The organism is Neoalteromonas flava (assembly GCF_002807685.1).
Classification (GTDB): domain Bacteria; phylum Pseudomonadota; class Gammaproteobacteria; order Enterobacterales; family Alteromonadaceae; genus Alteromonas_E; species Alteromonas_E flava.
Genome location: NZ_PEAX01000003.1, coordinates 233,576 through 252,344, shown reverse-complemented (window position 1 = coordinate 252,344; position 18,769 = coordinate 233,576). Strand labels below are relative to the sequence as shown.

The 18,769-nt window shown below is 46.3% G+C and carries 15 protein-coding genes; 3 read left to right on the top strand and 12 right to left on the bottom strand.

Annotated elements, in window-relative coordinates; all coding sequences use genetic code 11:
* Positions 1-36: 36 nt before the first annotated feature.
* Positions 37-1,929 carry a M1 family metallopeptidase gene (locus CSH92_RS07180; protein WP_100656943.1) on the bottom strand — a complete coding sequence of 631 codons (1,893 nt, stop codon included), beginning with the start codon at positions 1,927-1,929 and terminating at the stop codon, positions 37-39.
* Positions 1,930-2,191: 262 nt separating this feature from the next.
* Here CSH92_RS07180 and iadA point away from each other — a divergent pair, with 262 nt between their 5' ends.
* The 3 genes from iadA to CSH92_RS07165 are packed head-to-tail and all read left to right on the top strand — an operon-like array spanning position 2,192 to position 5,310.
* Positions 2,192-3,367, top strand: a complete 1,176-nt coding sequence (iadA, locus tag CSH92_RS07175; protein ID WP_205662136.1) for a beta-aspartyl-peptidase — start codon at positions 2,192-2,194, stop codon at positions 3,365-3,367.
* A 27-nt stretch (positions 3,368-3,394) separates the two neighbouring features.
* Positions 3,395-4,075, top strand: coding sequence for an ABC transporter ATP-binding protein (locus tag CSH92_RS07170; protein WP_100656942.1), 681 nt, complete (start codon positions 3,395-3,397; stop codon positions 4,073-4,075).
* Positions 4,069-5,310 (top strand): ABC transporter permease, encoded by a 1,242-nt coding sequence (locus CSH92_RS07165; protein WP_100656941.1) that lies wholly within the window; start codon positions 4,069-4,071, stop codon positions 5,308-5,310. The genes CSH92_RS07170 and CSH92_RS07165 overlap by 7 nt, the downstream gene beginning before the upstream one ends.
* On the opposite strand, the gene CSH92_RS07160 is transcribed toward CSH92_RS07165, so the two are convergent.
* The 11 genes from CSH92_RS07160 to CSH92_RS07110 all read right to left on the bottom strand — a co-directional run bounded on the left by CSH92_RS07160 (position 5,307) and on the right by CSH92_RS07110 (position 18,719).
* Positions 5,307-6,056, bottom strand: coding sequence for an RES family NAD+ phosphorylase (locus tag CSH92_RS07160; protein ID WP_100656940.1), 750 nt, complete (start codon positions 6,054-6,056; stop codon positions 5,307-5,309). The two genes, CSH92_RS07165 and CSH92_RS07160, sit on opposite strands and share 4 nt — an antisense overlap.
* The gene (locus tag CSH92_RS07155; protein ID WP_100656939.1) at positions 6,053-6,424 is read right to left on the bottom strand and encodes an antitoxin Xre-like helix-turn-helix domain-containing protein; all 372 of its coding nucleotides are present in this window, start codon (positions 6,422-6,424) and stop codon (positions 6,053-6,055) included. Before CSH92_RS07155 ends, CSH92_RS07160 begins: the two co-directional genes overlap by 4 nt.
* Before the next feature lie 78 nt (positions 6,425-6,502).
* Entirely contained in the window at positions 6,503-8,359 is a 1,857-nt protein-coding gene (locus CSH92_RS07150; protein WP_100656938.1) for a hypothetical protein, read from the bottom strand.
* Entirely contained in the window at positions 8,356-10,683 is a 2,328-nt protein-coding gene (locus tag CSH92_RS07145; RefSeq protein WP_124916935.1) for a hypothetical protein, read from the bottom strand. Before CSH92_RS07145 ends, CSH92_RS07150 begins: the two co-directional genes overlap by 4 nt.
* On the bottom strand, positions 10,631-11,851 hold the full coding sequence (locus CSH92_RS07140) for a BatA domain-containing protein (protein WP_164084680.1): 1,221 nt from the start codon (positions 11,849-11,851) through the stop codon (positions 10,631-10,633). Before CSH92_RS07140 ends, CSH92_RS07145 begins: the two co-directional genes overlap by 53 nt.
* Positions 11,851-12,711 carry a DUF58 domain-containing protein gene (locus CSH92_RS07135; protein ID WP_164084679.1) on the bottom strand — a complete coding sequence of 287 codons (861 nt, stop codon included), beginning with the start codon at positions 12,709-12,711 and terminating at the stop codon, positions 11,851-11,853. Before CSH92_RS07135 ends, CSH92_RS07140 begins: the two co-directional genes overlap by 1 nt.
* A gap of 47 nt (positions 12,712-12,758) precedes the next feature.
* Entirely contained in the window at positions 12,759-13,772 is a 1,014-nt protein-coding gene (locus tag CSH92_RS07130; protein ID WP_100656934.1) for an AAA family ATPase, read from the bottom strand.
* 12 nt (positions 13,773-13,784) lie between these two features.
* The gene (locus tag CSH92_RS07125) at positions 13,785-14,483 is read right to left on the bottom strand and encodes a DUF4159 domain-containing protein (protein WP_100656933.1); all 699 of its coding nucleotides are present in this window, start codon (positions 14,481-14,483) and stop codon (positions 13,785-13,787) included.
* Positions 14,484-14,593: 110 nt separating this feature from the next.
* Positions 14,594-15,937: a TldD/PmbA family protein gene (locus CSH92_RS07120; protein ID WP_100656932.1), complete on the bottom strand. Its 1,344-nt coding sequence runs from the start codon at positions 15,935-15,937 to the stop codon at positions 14,594-14,596.
* A 23-nt stretch (positions 15,938-15,960) separates the two neighbouring features.
* The gene (locus tag CSH92_RS07115; RefSeq protein WP_100656931.1) at positions 15,961-17,592 is read right to left on the bottom strand and encodes a TldD/PmbA family protein; all 1,632 of its coding nucleotides are present in this window, start codon (positions 17,590-17,592) and stop codon (positions 15,961-15,963) included.
* Positions 17,593-17,837: 245 nt separating this feature from the next.
* Positions 17,838-18,719, bottom strand: a complete 882-nt coding sequence (locus tag CSH92_RS07110; protein WP_100656930.1) for an ROK family protein — start codon at positions 18,717-18,719, stop codon at positions 17,838-17,840.
* Positions 18,720-18,769 lie beyond the last annotated feature (50 nt).

Below are 18,769 nucleotides of genomic sequence, written 5' to 3'. Positions count from 1 at the left end.
CCAACGGCAAACTAGCCTCTTAAAAAACGACGGGCTTTAATTCACAAATTCTTCATTGGCTTTAATTGTCAATGGATGATAACCCGGTTTTGCCTCAGCAAAGGCTTTTTGCGCAAAAGCCTTGCCTTGTGGCGTTTTTGCCAGTTCGCGATACAGCGGCTTTACAAGCTTATTTCGCCCTATCGACACTAAATAACTGTACAGTCGGTCGTAGGCTGGCATGTACTCATTTCGCACCGCAATCATGAGCCAGCTATGTGCAATTTCATTATTCGTACTTGCCGTCAAACTAAATGCAGCATCAAGCTCAGACAACTGCTCGTCGGTCAGGGATTCTGGCATGTTATTTAGAAAATACAGCCATTCATGCACAGTCCAGGCAGTAATATCTATGCTACTTGCAGCGGAATCTTGGTTGAGCCATGCCATACGAGTACTGTCAATTTTGCTAAATGCATCAGACTCCGGCTCTGGCGCATCTGCGGGAATTCCTGGTGCAAAAATCCATTCTTCGATGCGTGTCCTATCAAGCTTATCAGCGTAATCTGCCAATAACGTCTTATCCAGATATGCCAAGAACTCATCAGTGGTTATGCTCTGAAACGCGAATGCGTTGAAATACTCTAATAAAAATTGGTCAAAATTATCGCGACCTACCTTGTATTCTAACTCCCGCAGAAACAATGCGCCTTTTTCATAAGGAATGTTAGAAAAAACATCGTCCGGGTTACGCCCGCGTAAATCGATGGCCATGATTTGGTCATTTGCTGGCAAACTGGCTATGTCTGCTTGCAAATCTTGATAGCCCAACACGGCTTCCATTTTATAACGATCAGTACCGTAAATCATTTCCATGATCCGATACGTTAAATAGGTTGTGAATCCTTCATTAAGCCATAGATCACGCCACGCCGCATTGGTCACTGTGTTACCAGACCAGCTGTGGGCAAGCTCATGTGCAATCAAAGCAACTAAGCTTTTATCGCCTGCGATTACTGTTGGAGTGATAAATGATAAACGCGGATTTTCCATGCCACCAAATGGGAATGAAGGCGGCAGTATAAGCAAATCATAACGGTCCCAACCGTAGGGTCCATATTTTTCTTCAGTCGCAATCAACATACTCTCGGTATCAGCGAACTCATCAGCAGCCGCGTCTAATATCGAAGGTTCAGCGTACACGCCAGTGCGCTCGCCCATTGCCTTGAATTGCAAATCACCAATGGCCAATGCAATCAAATACGAGGGAATTGGCTGTGGCATCGTAAATTCATATTCACCATCTCGTGGGGTGTTGGGATCATTGGCTGCACTCATTACTGCAACGAGTTCTTCTGGTGTTCTGATCGTTGCGTTGTAAGTCACTCTAACTTGCGGTGAATCCTGCAGCGGAATAAAGCTCCGTGCGTGCACAGCTTGTGCTTGAGTAAACAAAAATGGATGTTGTTTGCCTGCCGTTTGTTGTGGTGTTAGCCATTGCACACCGGACGCATTGGGTGATGTAGCATACGTAATGGTAACTTGGTTCACCGCATCAGGTAATTGAATGTGTAGCGCCGCGCCTAACTCAGGATCAGCCGGCATTACTTCAAAAGGGATCGGTAGGTCGTTAGCCGCTACAGCAGAAATCAATAGATCGCGCGTATCCAGAATTAATGTTGACGCTGATGGGTCAACTTTTTCTATTTGCAACGTCACTGTGCCACTCAGTGTTTGCGCCGAAAAGTCTGCAGTCAAATCCAAATCTAAATGCTTAACCTTTACAGCATTGGGATTGGCATAGGAGTGGTAATCAACTCCGGCCTCAATATTTGATGATTGTTGTGTAGCAGTTGCTTGCGATTCTTCGGTTTGCGTAGCCGTCGGTGCAGGTGAACATGCAACAACACCAAACCAAATAACTAATAATAAGAGTGCGGTTTTGCGCATAATGGCCCTTTAGGTTAATTGATAATGTATAAACGTCATATTGTACACAACTAGAACATCCATGCGTATTTATCTTGGTTTAACGCATCAGTATGCAAAAACCTCGGTTTCCGGCCTGGCGATACATAATAGTTATTCAAAATAAAATCTATAAATCATAGACTTATTTGAATTTTTTCCAATAAAAATAGGTTTTTATACTTGCGATCTACAGACTAATCTCTAGGATCTATGGTTATTCAAATATACAGGTAGCTTATTCGTGGATACCCTTAACGCGCCATCAATTACTCTGCTCAAGAATGCACAGGTCTATTCCCCTTCCTCATTAGGATTGATGAACGTTGTGTTAGCTGGCGGTAAGATTATTTACCTCGGTGCAGAGATGCCTAGCATTGATGACGTGATGGAACCAGAGGTGATTGACGCCGATGGCAATGCGCTAATTCCGGGATTCATTGACAGCCACACTCATATTACCGGCGGTGGTGGCGAAGCAGGGTTTGCCACTCGCGTTCCGCCTGTACCTTTGAGCCAATTTACCCGGGCTGGTGTGACCACAGCGGTGGGATTATTAGGCACGGATGATGTTACTCGCAATACCGAATCAATGCTGGCACAAGTATATGCGTTGCGTGAAGAAGGGCTTTCAACCTATTGCTACACGGGAGGTTATCATCTGCCACCCACAACACTAACCGGCAGTGTCAAATCCGACATAGTGTTCATTGAACCCATTATTGGTGTCGGCGAGCTGGCAATAAGTGATCATCGTTCTAGTCAACCTACCCTGAATGAGTTATTGAAAGTCGCTGCAGATGCCCATGTAGCCAGATTAATGACAGGTAAAGCTGGTATCGTGCATCTACATTTAGGTGATGGTGAACGTGGCTTGAGTCTGGTGAGAGACGCTTTGTCACAAGCTGAAATCCCAGCACGTACCTACAATCCGACGCATATTAATCGGCGTAAAGCATTGTTTGAGGAGGCCTGTGAACTGGCTAAACTTGGGTGTTGGATTGACGTAACGGCTTTTGAAACTGGCGATGTTGGCTATGAGCCAGCTGAAGCATTGATACGTTATATTCAGCAGGCATTACCACAGGATAAATTAACAATTAGCTCGGACGGTGGCGGTTGTTTACCAACCTTTGATTGTCATGGTCACATGACTAAAATGGATTTCGCCAGTTCGCAAGCAATGACTGACGTATTTTACAGTTTGCTCGACGAAAGTTATTCATTAGCCACAATTCTTCCCTTTTTCACCAGCAACGTGGCTGACGTCATGCAATTTCATCAAAAAGGTCGAATTGCTGTTGGCAAAGATGCTGATTTGATCCTGTTAGATCGCAGTAACCGTATAGATGGTGTCTTTTTGCAGGGGCGCCAACATATTAAAAATGGTCAAGTTGTCATCAAAGGTACTTTTGAGTAAGCCGCAATAAGGTATGCTACCGTTACTATGAACGCAATTGAGATCAAAGATTTACAGTTTAGCTATTCACCCTCCGATGCCACAGTTATCGATATTCCGGCGTGGACGGTTAAACAGGGTGAACAAGTGTTCATTGTTGGTCCTTCAGGTTCAGGTAAAAGTACATTACTCAACCTGTTGTGTGGCACACTTTCTCCCCAAAAGGGCGTAATTGAACTCTTACAGCAGTCATTTTCAGCACTTCCCTCGCGGCAGCGGGATCGTTTTCGAGCAAAACACATTGGCGTTGTATTTCAGCAATTTAATCTCATTCCCTACATGACTGTAGAGCAGAATATTCAACTGGCTGCTTATTTCGGCGATAATCATATCCAAGAAAATCATGACACACTTGCCGCTTATTTTAGTCTCTTGAACCTGCCAGAATCTTTGCTGGAAAAACCCGCAGCAACCTTAAGCGTAGGTCAACAACAGCGCGTCGCAATTGCTCGAGCACTGATTAACAAGCCAGAAATTTTGATTGTCGATGAGCCAACCTCTGCGCTCGATAAGCATGCGCGCGATGGCTTTATGCAGTTGCTTCTTGATTGTATTAACGGGAGTAACAGTACACTGCTATTTGTCAGTCATGATGAAACGCTGGCTGCACATTTTAATCGCACTGTTCATATTAAATCGTTGCAGCAAACAGGAACAATTGCATGTTAGTCCGGATTGCAGTTGCCAGCCTCAAGAGCCGACGTGGGGCAGTGAGCATGACGTTGCTGTCAATTATCGTTAGCGTATCACTATTGTTAAGTGTCGAACTGATCCGGCAACAGGCTAAAGCCAGTTTTGGTCGCACCGTTTCCGGCGTTGACCTGATTGTAGGCGCGCGCACCGGCCCAACCAACTTACTGCTCTATTCCGTATTTCGCATGGGTAATCCAGCCAACAATATTGCTTGGCAAAGCTATCAGAACATTGAGCAATCACCCAGTGTCGCTTGGATCATTCCTATGTCGTTGGGAGACTCTCATCGCGGCTACCGTGTCTTAGGGACGACAGAAGATTATTTTAGCCACTTTAAATACGGCAATAAGCAACCATTGACTTTCGACACCGGGGTTGTATTCGACTCTCCCTTTACGATTGTTTTGGGGGCTGATGTAGCAAGCTCACTCGACTATCAAGTTGGCGATGAAATCGTCTTATCACATGGCGTTGGACACACTAGCTTTCATCACCACGAGCATTCTCCTTTCACCGTTAGCGGTATTCTCGCGCCTACCGGTACCCCGGTTGACCAAACATTACATGTCAGCTTAGCCGGTGTCGAAGTTATGCATATGCCTGAAAAACAGGTATTTGCATTAAAAGAACAATGGGCACAAGGCAACGATATAAGTATTGAGATCACTTCGGTGTCAGCGATTATGTTGGGGCTAAAATCGAAGATCCAGGCCCTGCAGTTGCAACGTCAAATCAATCAATATCAACCTGAACCGTTAATGGCAATCCTACCTGGCGTTGCCCTAGCAGAACTGTGGCAACTAATTGGCAATGTTGAGAATGTCCTATTGTTAATATCTGCATTTATTCTGGTTTCGTCACTGCTGGGAATGGCGACTATGTTATTAACGTCCATTCGTGAACGTCAGCGAGAATTCGCCGTTTTACGGGCGATTGGTGCAGGTCCGCTAACAATATTTACATTGATCCAAGTCGAAGCGATTTTAATCACTCTGTTAGCCTGTGCGATAGCCACTAGTTTAGTGTGGTTGACTATCGCTCTGGGCAGTGATTGGTTAAGTCACGAATTTGGATTATTTATCGAAAATACCGTATTCAGTGCGCACACCCTGCTGATTTTTGGTGTGGCAACCTTGTTGACTCTATTGATCGCTTGCATCCCTGCCCTCAATGCCTACCGTCAAACTTTGCATCGGGGCTTAAGCAATTAAGCCGGTATCGGCAGGGTTCCATCAAGACAAAAGTCAGCACGTCTAAAGCAGGTTACCTGGGACTCTTCAGTTGCTTTAAATGCAGCCGTTTCAGCGCCAACCTCACTAACCCAATGCCACATTGCCAAGGGTTTGGGCTGCTTAAACGCTGCTGGACTAAATAGCCCTATACAGGTGGTAGGTTGCACAGAGCGTGCTGATGGATATTCAAACGCGGTGATATTATTGCTGCGCATATCACTTCCCAACTGCTGTGCGGCAAGATAATTCGATTTATTGCAAATCATATCCCGAAAAGCGATAAAGGCTTGTGATTGTAGTTGCAAGCCTCGCTCACACTGATACTCAGCACTAAACAATGTATGCTCGCTGCGTAACATGGGTTTTGGCGGACGTCCCTGCATAGACTGCCAAAATACGAAACGATAGTATGCGCATTCAGCTAACACCGCCATAACACTTAAACCGCCATAAAAGAGACTAGGCTCATGTTGGCGTCCGAACCGCGAGCCCCAAGGTAACGGCGGATAGCGAAATGGCGTGCGTAATAAGTAATGGTAATGATTGTATGCGCTCGCTTCTGGAGGCTTTACTTGTTCGAGTAAATCTTCAAGTAACACCTGTTCTTCAAGCGTATCAACAAGACTGAGAGTGGCTGCATGTTCTTGCCCTTCGACTAAACGGTACAAAAGTCCAGCAAGCGGTGTAATTTGGTCTTCGGCCTTTGATACTTGCCAAAGATTCATGCTTTACCACGCAGCGCATCGACATAACTTAACACCACCATCAAGCCCTGAATTGATTTTATTTGCTCGCGCGGAATACCGTGAGTTACAGTGTTGTAACTCGACATAAAGTGCTTAATCCAGTCCTTATCTCCTCCCGTCAGCGCATAAATAGCTCGCGCAATTCGGATCAGTAACAAAGCCAATTCTCCATGTTTACTCGCTGGATCAATGCTTGTGTGAGTTTTCATCCGGCTAATAGCGGTTCTGTGCACGCCCAACACCGCGCCTAAGTCAGCCTGCTTAAGGCCCAACTGCTCTGCGGCATTAAAGAATGCTTTAGCCAGAACCATGTCTGGTTCAGCGCGAGTTTGTGGAATTGCTGACATACTTCCCTCCTAGTCATGGATAAGTATAGTAAAAATGTCACATTTTCACAATTTCTATAATTATGTGAAAATGCAACACTAAAATCGCTTTCGCTCTAACCACAAAGCACTCGCTACCAGCAACCACAAGGCCCATAACCATCCCTTACTTACCGGTTGATAATTGGCAGACGCAGGTAAAATAACCTCGGCAGTTAATTCTGCGATCTGTGCTGTAGCGGTTAATGCACTGTATTGTTTAGAGGCAGCCCAAGCTGATTCTGAATACACATACATCGGATACGCAGTTGAATCTTCCACCCTGTCAGAAGAACTGAGCGAAAGATTGTGCCAGCCTGCAGACTCTGCCCATCCAATGCCACATTGCAAGTCAGGCTCTAAGATGTCAGGCACAAGAGCAAACATTGTTGTTTTACCATCGGCTGCACCGATACTCAGCTGGACCAACTCTGCGGAATCATAAATACATGCTTTGAACGGCTCATTTACAATTTTTATGGCATTCTCAAAATCGACCATAATCTGCTTGTTGTCAGATGGGCGGGCCAACCCGCCAAGGAGATTTGCCCAATAATCGCTGTAGCGTTCAGTTTCCCCACTGGTTTGCATCACATAGGTCGTAGGCAAAAGGCTCAGTGCAACTTGACCATTAAACCACGGGCGCTTAACCACTAGCGGTTCCCCCGTCGTCGCTCGTACAGCAATAATCGTATTCTTCGTGGGTAACCTAATAGGCACATGTGTCATGGGCTCAGCGGCTCTCTGACTCTGCCAAATCGGTAACACTGCCGAATAGTCTTCACGCATAGGTTGGAGTATTTCAGTTTCGTATGCTGGAACATCCTGCCAGGCGTTTGAACCGAGCGCCTCGATGGTTACCCCTATATGTAGTCCCAGCCCCGATTTAATTGCGTCTCTTAGCTTCTCCAATTGCGCTTGACTCAAAGCAGAAAATGCCCGCCAATCAATTAGCGCGACATCATATAAAGCCAAATTCTCAGGCAACTGAATACGCTCAATAGGAATGCTAGGCAGAGTTTGATTAAACTGCTGAATGCGTGTTGAGTTTTTACTGATCTGGGTAATAACTTTAACTTGGGCACCGCTATCAACCAGATAGTTTTGTAGATGCCGGGTGTCGAAACTTGGCGCTGACTGGACAATAAGGGCACGCAATGGCTCAGGCGCCAATACTGCAACCGCTATCTGCTCGGAAGCTATCGTTGTTCGTCCTTGCCGATCAGCTAAAACGCGTAGTTCATACAACCAGTTTCCGAGGCTTTGCGGTTGCCACTGCATCTGCACTATTTCATGATCATGCACTAGCTGTTGCTGAATTACTGCTCCCGTTGGATCTAACAATTCCACTTGAAATAATGAGTCGTCGGATCCGGTCTCAAGCACAAAAGATAGTCTAACGCTTTCACCTAAGCTCACTCTAGATTGCCATCGGGCATTATAGATCCCAGGTATTTGTTGACTTGGAATATGCGTGAAACGTTTACTTTGCCATTCAGTAGCTTGTTGCACCTGCCGCCACTGCCGCAGATTTAATCCATCCCCCACCAATACAACGTGTGAGGCTCGATCAATACCATGCAGCCAGTGTTCACCCTCTGTAGATATACCTTGCAGACGCGCTTGAGACGTTGCTGCTTGTAGGAGCTCATTGTCAACCTGATTTGCATTAGTAGTGTGTAACACAACCGTCTGCTGTTTTGATGTTTGCCAGCGAATATCACTCAACAACAACACTAAAATGAGCCATACCAATCCATTGCCTAAAAGCACCGCGCGCTGACGTTTAGGGTGAGTCTGTAATCGTTGCCAACTCCAGTGTGCAGTCACACTGAAACCGATACACGCAAATATTAGTAAGGCAACATTGAGCGTACTTGCGTAAGGGAGTTGGATGAAAAGGTCTCCGATACTCATTGACCAGCTTCCAATGATTGATAATGCTGCACCAGCGGATGATTGGAACTATTTCTTTCGCCGCTCGTGCGCGGCGGTGCATTTAACGGTGGTAACCACTGGTACAAGGCTAGCTGTAAATCCAGTGCACAGCTGCTGCAGGCGCTAGACTGCCACTCCCTTGCAACCAATAAGCGTTGGATATTGGTCAGTGCTTGTAATAACGCACCGCTTTCGGTCTGATCTTGCTCAGCGTTTGCCAACGCCTCTTGCAGACCACTGCTGACTTGTTGCAATAGTTGTTGGTCACTAGGACTTATGTCTTGAGCCGCATACACAGTGACTTGATTGAGGCGCAAGAGTAATTCGCGCGCTCTTGCTTCGCGGTCTTTGGTTAGTTCGATTTCATAGAGCCGGCTCAATGCCGGAATATCACTGAGATCGCCTTGGTATCGCCGGTTTTCCGTTACTGGTGGAGGCTCAAATCCGAGTCGTTGCACGTAAACTCGATCGGCTTGTTTCGCCCGATTAAGGAAATCCAAGGCCTTTTCTTCAAACGGTAATGCACGCTCAGGCTCAGACAGCAAAAGGAACAGCTCTGCTTGCCACATATTAGCAATGGACTGCTTCATTAAGACTTTGGGGCTGAATTCTCCTTTACGCAATGAATTAAATCCCACATCAACTTCACCGTGATCATGACCAAATTGCTCGATAACCTCAGTGAAACCAGAGCGATCGGCGTTTGTCTGTGTCGAGATCACCTCAGAATCATGAGCATGTGAGTGTTCATCAGAACCTTGCTCATCGTGCCCCTCTCCCTCATGCTCATGATTGTCATGCACAGGGCCCTGCTCCATAGTTTGCATGACGCCGCTTTCAAATTCATCACCTAGATATTGTCCGTAGCGATGTTTCAAATCACTTTGCGCCATACCTAAATCTCGCGAAACCTTATCAAACTCAGCTTTTGTAAGTTGCTCTCGCTGTTCAATTAAGGCATTGGTTTCAATAATTATCTGGCGCTGACTTTTAAAATACTCAGGCATAAAATCAATCACGATCCCTTCACTGGTTACACCGTCAACATTCTCGTCAAGCCATCGAATAATGCGGGTTTCCGAACGCGCTTCCTGTGCCTGAGGTTGCTTATTGTCAATTGCAATGACGGTAAAATAAAACTCGTCACCCGGCTCCATACCTAATCCGCTTAACAACCATTGTTTCTCATACTCACGAGCTACCCCAGTAGTCGCGGTAGTTACATCTGTTGCAGTATCGAACTCAAATACTGCGTCGCGAAATTTCACTGCCTCACCGCTGCCTTTGGCAATCGACGCTTCAATGTAAACTTTGGTTAACCCATAGTCATCGGACACTCGCACCTTTGCATTCACAACCGGTTGACTGTCTTGAACAAATTGAGTCACTGAATTTTGTGGCGCCAATAGCTGGGTCTGCGGGCGTTGATCGCGAATAACTTCTAAACTATAAATATCCGAAATCACTTGCTCTAGACGAGTGAAATGATAAATGCTAGAACGCGTAACGACTTCCGACGCCACTAAATCCTGCGCACTCTGTGCATTCATAGCAAGGCCTTCGTTGCCAACGACCACAGTGTAGTCCAGCGCATTTATGGGCTCTGAACTGCGCACTTGCCAAGAAACTGTTGAGCCCTCGACAACCTTAGTATGCGTTGCTGATGATTGCACAGCGGGCAGCTCTGTATACGCTGGAGGATGTACCTCTAGCCCGAATTGGTGAGAGATTGGCGTTGCTTGTAATTGCGCTTCGTCTGTACTCTCTAATCCTGCCACCAAAGGTTCGTTTGAATAGGGTATTACATTGATAACGACCACACCCAGCAGCAACATTGCCGCACTTGCCAGCGTGTTACGCCAGCTAACAGTCGCCATTACAGCCCTGTAGAATTGGTCCCAATCGGCAGCAATAACATTAGCTATTCGCTGCTTTTGCAAACGCTGCAATAAATTAAGTTTATCGTCTGACTTTACCAATAGCTGCGCGCTTTGTTGCAGTTGTGGTAACTGGTGATTGGCATGCAATAGCACATTACATGACGAGTACCGCTTCAAAGGGCGGCGCCAGCTAAGCCAAATAAACCACACAAATAATGAGAGCAATACACTCAACTGCGGAATAGTCGCGTGCATAAATTGATTGATGCCGGTTAGCATTAGCCAAGACAGAATAAGCCAATTTAGCCCAACTAAAACTAACTTGAGCGACGCTTTGAGTTTGACCTGGCGGAGCAAGTCCGCTAAACGACTACTCAGCACGGTGACCCTCAACGAATGGTTGGCGATGAGCTTGATATTCACTCACCACGCGCTCGGCTAAAAGCAAGAATACGATACCAAATGCAAGCCAGACAGGGACAAGATATGGCGGTTTAGCAGTTGATGACGCTATGCTGGGTAATGCGTGATTGGAGGCTATGCCGTGGTGTTGAATTTGTTGTTTCGTTAACGTAACTCGGTGCCATAATTCTTGGTCAATTTCTTGCGCAAACAATCGCTGAGCTAATTGCAAGGCAAAGTTGCGGTGCTGCCATGCTAATTCTTCCGCTTTTACAACCGTCCGCTCTAACGCCCCCAGGGACCATTGATGAAACGCGTTCTGGATTTCAAGCGGTAATGGGTCGGAAGATAATAGGAATACTGTTTCTACGTCTTCAGACAGGTTCCGCACATCAAAATCGGTTAAATACGTGATCACGAGCTCAGACGCCAAGACATCTTGAATGGCCCTTAGTGCGGTTTTAAGCTTGGTATCTATGAACGGATTGTCGCCAACTACAGCGATGCGCTTTGTTACTGACGGAAAGGTCAAATTTGAAGAGGAGGCAACACCCAACGCATCTACAATGTGCCATTCTATTGGTTGAGGCGAAGCGATTTTGTGCCCCCTAAACTGGTCCGCCGCATTACTCGCGTACACCGCTATTTTCGTATCAGCCGTTATTTGTCGCTCTTGCTCTAACTGGGCTAACAACGCGGCGAGTCTTGCCCAAGTGTTAATCACTAATGCTAGGTTGTTGTCCGAGCCACTCGACTCGAAAGACTCTGCATTGAGTTGCTCAAGACTTATGGCTTGGGGTGTCGGTGTCAGGAACCAATAGCTAGCATCTTGTAGTTGCGCAAAATCACTCAAAACCTGTTTTTTTTCGCTCTGAGTTACCGAATCGAACCACCCTGGCGTAATGATGTTGATTGTTTTTGGCTTCGCATTTTGGTCGCTACAGGCGACATTGGCCAAAAGTAAAGTTAATGCTAGCAGCAACAGCATTCGTATAAGCAGCAACAAACGCTCGGTAAGTTTGAGTTTGTGTTCTATTGGGATCGTCCGGGTGGGTAATAAGCGCGTAAAGGCAAACAGTTGTCGGCGCAAGTCACTGCGACTGATCAAGTGGATAATCAACGGAACGAGTAATGACAAAGCAGCCCATAGGGCTAAAGGCGCATTCACTTGCAAGTTCAGCCAAGACATTAGCGGCGTTCCTGCCATTTCATCAAAGCGACCATTTCACGCAGAGCTGAGCCTACTGGCGTAGCAATATTCACACTGTGCAATCTACAATCCAAAGACAAGAGCTGGCGTTCAAGCGTCGCAAAATACATCTGCCGATTGTGTAAGTATTCCTGTTTAACGGTTTCAGCGTTTACTTTGATCCGCTCGCCGGTTTCACGGTCTTCAAATTCCAACCGCCCTTGGTAGGAAAATTGCGCCTCTTGTTCGGTAAACAGTTGGATAGGATGAATTGCCGTTTGCCGACTCGACAATTGCCGAATAACTTCAGTTACCTCCGTCCGCTGTTGAAAAAAATCACTCAACAGAAAAATGATTGAATTCTTTCTCGCCATAGCTAGTTGCGATTGCAGTTGAGTAACATCCGGAAATACATTACCACTTTGCAAATTCTGTAAACTAACCAAGCAACGATTGAAGTGCTGCACCCCAGGCATTGCTGGCATGTATCCTGAGCTATTTACCGACAATCCGACAATACCGACAGAGTCGCCTTGAAAACACGCGATATGGCCTAGTGCTGCGGCAAATATACGAGCAAAATCTAATTTACTCAGTCCCGTGTGCACACAGGTTTCTTGCATAGATGCGCTACAATCAACTAGTAGCCAAATATTAATGTCACTTTCTCTTTCAGCCTCTCGCACAAAGTGACGCTGACTACGCGCATAAAGTTTCCAGTCTATTTTATTGATCTCGTCACCTGGTTCATAGGCACGATATTGGGCAAATTCAGCACCAATACCTCGTTGGCGACTGGCATGCTCGCCCATTCGGGCGCCCTGCGCCACAGTGCGTGCAAGCAGCCTTAAATCACGCATTTCAGCCAATAATTGGGAGGTTAAAATAACGGACTGGGACATCGAATTTATGACAACGGACTCACCGGTAGCGGTGTCCCTTCAACCAATTGTTCAATCACATCATCTACCATTACGCTTTGTGCTTCAGCTTGAAAGTTCAACAATAGACGATGACGCATGACTGCCGGTGCAACGGCACGTATGTCATCAGCCGTGACGGCAAAGCGTCGTTCCAGCAAGGCATGGGCCTTGGCACATAATACTAAAGCTTGACCACATCGTGGCCCTGCTCCCCATTGCACGAATTGCTTAACCTGATCACTATTAGTGCTTTGAGGTCGGGTGTTTTGCACTAGTTGAACAACCCATTCCGTTATTGCATCACTGATTTCTACTTGCCGAACGAGACCTTGCAAGGCCAATACTTCTTCACCTGTCAGTTGCGCCTGAATAGACGCCTTTTCCACACCCGTCGTGCGCTGCAGTATCGCAACTTCATCGCTAAACGTGGGGTAATCCACTTTGACAAACATCAAAAACCGGTCCAATTGCGCTTCTGGCAATGGGTAGGTACCTGCCTGTTCAACGGGATTTTGGGTCGCTAAGACAAAAAACGGTTGTGGGAGTGGACGAATTTCCCCGGCATAACTAATTTGCCGCTCTTGCATGGCCTCTAACAAAGCGGCTTGAGTCTTGGCTGGTGTACGATTAATTTCATCAGCTAACAGGATTTGAGTAAATACCGGTCCTTGTTGAAATTTAAAGAACTTATCTCCGCTATCGTGATCTGTTTCGAGTATTTCGGTACCCAAAATATCACTTGGCATTAGATCAGGCGTAAATTGAATACGTTTAAAACTCATCGCCAACGCGTCGGCTAAGCTGCTTACCATAAGCGTCTTGGCCAAACCAGGAACCCCTTCAAGCAAGCAATGTCCGCCGGCAAGTAAACTGATCAATAATTGCTGCACGACCGAGTGCTGTCCGACAATAACCTTGCCTATTTCAGCGCTAACCGCGTCTAATTTGCTTAGCGCCGCTTGTACCTCTGTTTCGGAGGTTAACTCTGTTGTTTGCATAATTTCATTCCATCAGGCCGTCATTGCATACATCACAATATTGACAGCGAACTTGGTATTGTCGACGCGCAACCAGCGCTTATTGCGAAAGTCATAGTCCCACTCACAACCAAAGTCTTTGTTGCTATAGAGAACGCCGATACGACCGTTAATTATTATTGCTTTTAAATATTCATGGACCAGATCATCGCCCCACCCATTCAACTCCATTGAGGTTCGCGGGGGCCCATCAAACTCAAAAAATGACGAATACAACGGGTGATCATTGGGAATTTTTTGCAGCGCATCAGGCCCAAAAATTTCTGCCATTTGACGTTCAAACGAACGCGCAAACATCCCGTCAATGTCATGGTTACAATCATCAACAAAGACAAAACCACCGTTGCGGACGTAAGTCTCAAAATTTTGCCGTTCTTGTCGGGTAAACTGAACTAGTCGATGCCCCGCCATGTAGCAAAATGGAGCTGTCAGCATGATCGGATCGCTGAGAGGCACAATCCTTTCGGTTAAATCAACGCGCAGACTCGTGTATTCAATTAATGAATTGAGAACATTCGCTGGCATCCGTTCATCCACATCCCAGTTGCCTGACTCATAGCTTAATCGCGTAAAATAAAAGTCATACGATTGAGCATGCACTGCGCTTGGGAGTGCAGCTGCAACTGCGAGGTACGCACTGGATTTTAAAAAGCGTCGACGATTTACATGCATGATTGAGCCACTGCTTGAGAACTACAATAGTGATATGGACCGCGAATAGAAGCCAACAGACGGATGAGCACCATCAACACAACTAATGTGGTTGATGGTGCTATATCTATTTACACCGCGTCAGATAAACTACTAAAGGTGAAATCTCTGACTTTCATTGTTGGGATCATGTTGCCGTCGATCCGCTGAGGTTCCCCCAATGCTTCAATGTTATTGAGCATTACAATTGGGCTCTCATTGAAGCGGAAGTTTTTGATCGGGAATTTGATCTTACCGTCCTCAATGTAGAAAGTCCCATCGCGGGTTAATCCTGTGTATAACAATGTTTGTGGATCGAGCTGACGGATATACCATAAGCGTGTGACTAATACACCGCGGCGCGTACTTGCAATCATATCTTCGAGAGACTGATCACCGCCCTCCATAATGATGTTGCCACCATTAGGGATGTAAGGCACACCGGTTTTCTTCGCCCAATATGGAGTGTTTGGCATATTCATTACCACTCCATTTTTGATCCAATCTACGCGTTTACGCGGGAAGCCATCACCACCGAATGGTGCTGCAGGAGCAACAGGATGCTGTGGGTCACTATACATCGTGACGCGCTCATCAAACATTTTCTCGCCCAATCGGTTCTTTGGCGCTTTTTCCGCGTCTTCACCTTCTTTTGGTTTGTAGCTCAAGAAGCTGCGGCCTTCATCAGCGGCACGCTGACCGAAGTTAAATGCCATGTTATTAAGCAACCCGACACTGGCAGCCGGCTCAAGTATGACGGTATATTTGCCAGGTTCCATAGCTTTTGCATCAACACTACCCTTGGCTTTTTGAATAGCAATGCTTGAGGCTTTGGCGGTATCAAGCATTTTGTAGTCGCTGTAGTTGCGGGTTACCCAGCCAGAACCCTTGCCATCTTCAGTGCGTATCGTCACTGAGAAGTCCACATTGGTGCTCTTATTGTAAGCAAACAAGCCTTTGTTGTTCATGATCGCAGTAAAGGTCACCGCTTCTTCCAAAAAGCCCGAGGATACGAGTTTGTTCTTCTTCGACGGAGCGATACTGTTTTCCGCAGCTTGAGCTCTATCTTCAGGCGAAACGCTTGCGGTAGAATCAAAATAGGTTTTTGATTTAACGTACTCTTGTTTACCAAACACCGGCATATGCTCTTCGTTTTCCGGTGCTAATTTAGCTAATTCTTCTGACCGTCTAACCACTTTTTCCAATGAGGCATTATCAAACTCATTGATCGTTGCCACACCAGTGCGCTTGCCAAACGTTGATTGCACGGCCAGCGTAAGGTCACTTTCTTCACCCGCGGTGGATACTGTATTTCTGGCATACCGAATATTCCCACCAACGCGGCCTTCTAAATTACATTCACATTCATCAGCTTTAGACAACGCTACCACTTTCTTTAATAGGGCTTGCGCGTCTTTTTCAGTCATTATTGTCATTTTCTATTCCTTCTTAATTCGACTTAGACGTTGCGCGCCGTGTTGATCACGTTCACGTTGTTAAAGCGCGTGGTAGGACACCCGTGCGAAACCGCACTGACCTGTGAAGGTTGCCCTTTTCCGTCAAAGAACGAGCCTCCTAAGCGGTAATCCGACTGTCCTGCCATTTGCACACAGTTGTTCCAAAATTCTTGGGTATTGGATTGATAAGCAACATCTTCAATCTGTTCAGTAATTTTACCGTTCTTGATCTCATAGAACAGTTGCCCACCAAATTGGAAGTTATAGCGTTGTTGATCGATAGAGAAAGATCCACGACCGGCAATATAGATCCCATCTTCAACGTCTTTGATAACATCATCAGCAGATAAATCTTCTTTATTTGGTCGCAAGGAAACGTTTGGCATACGCTGGAACTGAACATCACGCCAGCTCTGCGAATAACAGCAACCATGCGACTCGTTCTGGTCGATCATGTGGACTTGGTCGCGAATTGCCTGATAGTTAACCAAGATCCCATCTTTCACCAAATCCCATTCTTTGGTTTTAACACCTTCGTCGTCGTAACCAACGTTACCCAAAGAGGTAGGTTGGGTTTTGTCTGCAAACAAATTAACGATGTCAGAACCGTACTGGAATTTGCCGCTGCGCCATTTATCTAATGTGGCAAAGCTAGTACCTGCAAAGTTTGCTTCATAGCCCAATACACGGTCTAGTTCTAATGGGTGCCCAACTGACTCATGGATTGTGAGCATGAGGTGAGCAGGATCGAGTACCAAGTCATATTTACCCGGTTCTACCGATTTAGCCTTCAGTTTTGCTTGTAGTTGTTTACCCGCAGCAGCCGCATCCTCAATCATATCGTAGCTATTTTTGTAGCCAACATTGGCGCCAGAAACTCGGATCTTGTCTTCTTCTTTACCATCCAAATATTCAAAGCCCATGCCTACGGGATTCCCAAGACTGGTTCGTTGTTTAAAGCCACTTTCACCAATTGCCGTGGCAAAAAACGGTGCCCATAGTCGGTGCACATCTTGATCAATATATGAGCCATCAGTAGAAGCAAAGTACTTTTGCTCATTAACTAAAAAGAGCACTGAAGTAATAAAGTTAGCCCCATTCTGCATGGCTGCGTCATTCACTGAAAGCAATAGATCTACCTTCTCTTTGACCGGAATTTCCATCGCGTTTTTCTTAATTGGCGTTTGCCAACTAACATCACCCACACCTTTGACGGGTGCCAGTTTTACCGGCTCAGTTTGAAATTTAGAATTCGCTTTCGCGACCGCGACCGCTCTCTCTGCGGTGCGGGCGATACTATCGGGAGTCATGTTAGAGGTAGATGCAAAGCCCCAAGTACCATTCGCAATAACGCGGATGCCGATACCAGCAGATTCTGTATTAACAATATTATCAACGCGATTTTCATTGGTGGTCACAAATTGGTTCAAGTAGCGACCAATCCGCGCATCGGCATAAGTTGCCCCCTTTGCTTTTGCGGCGTTTAACGCAATGTTTGCCAACTTTTTCTTATAAGCGACATCCATGGGTTTATCCAATAGCTGATCTGCGCTAACCGCGATCCCGGAAACAGGTAGCATTAGCGCTCCCATTCCGGCGGCACCGCCGAGCTTAATAAAATCGCGTCGTTCCATTTCTCTTCCTCTGTCTGCTAGTTTTATTTTTTATCTGGAATTTGGTAACACAGGTACATACTGAATGCGACCTACTCCCGTTGAACCGCTATTAACACACGGCGAATGCCCGCAAAATACTCACCCTTAAATAAAAGTGACGGGCTAAACAGTGTTTCAGTATAGGAGAACAATAAAAAACCGCTCAATAGTTGAGCGGCTTTTTAAGCAGAGGAATTCGTAACAAAGCATTACATTTTGCCTAACTACTGAAATGTAAGCGCATAAGCCCCCAAGATCCCAGCTTTATCACTCAGACCCGGCGGCTGAATAATATCGCTAAACTCTACACCCTGTGGCAACACCAAATAATCCGCGAGTGAATGCGCGGTTTTGCGAGCAACTTCTGTGTACAATTCTGCGCGCGCCATAACGCCTCCACCGATAATTATTTTAAATGGACTGTAGGCCAGCATCAGGTTATGACACAGTAGGGCCAACACATCAGTTTCTGCATCCCATGCCGGATGATCGAGCGGCAGCTCGTGTGCTGGCGTCTGCCAAATCTGCCGCATACTCGTCCCCGAAGCCAATCCTTCGATGCAGCTGCCATGAAACGGGCACTGCCCCTCCAGCGCAGTAGGCTTTGGAACTAACCAGTGACCGACCTCTGGGTGCACCAGTCCTTTTAACGTTTGTCCATTGATCACCACCCCTACTCCAACACCGGTGCCCACGGTAACGTAAACAGCAACCGATGCGTGCTGCGCTGCGCCCCAAAGTGACTCAGCCAGTGCTGCGGCATTCACATCGGTATCCAACGCAACTGGCACTTGAAGCTCTCGTTCAAGCCACTGCTTAATTGGTGTATTACTCCATTCAGGCTTCGGTGTGCGAGCGATACTACCAAAGGTGTCTGAGTTTGCTTGCAAATCCAAAGGGCCAAAACATGCTAGCCCTAGTCGTGCGAAATCGAACCCCTGGTCACGTAGTCGCTGAAAAAACTGTATTGCTTCACCGATAGTCTTGTCTGGCGTTGTAGTTGCTACTCGTTGTTGTGCAATAATATTGCGGTTAGCATCGACCAAGGCGCAATTAAACTTCGTCCCGCCGGCTTCTATGGCTGCAACATATGGTGCGTTACTCATTTTACCCTCACTTTAAACTAGCAAAACTGGTTTGCTAGTTGACAAATCAT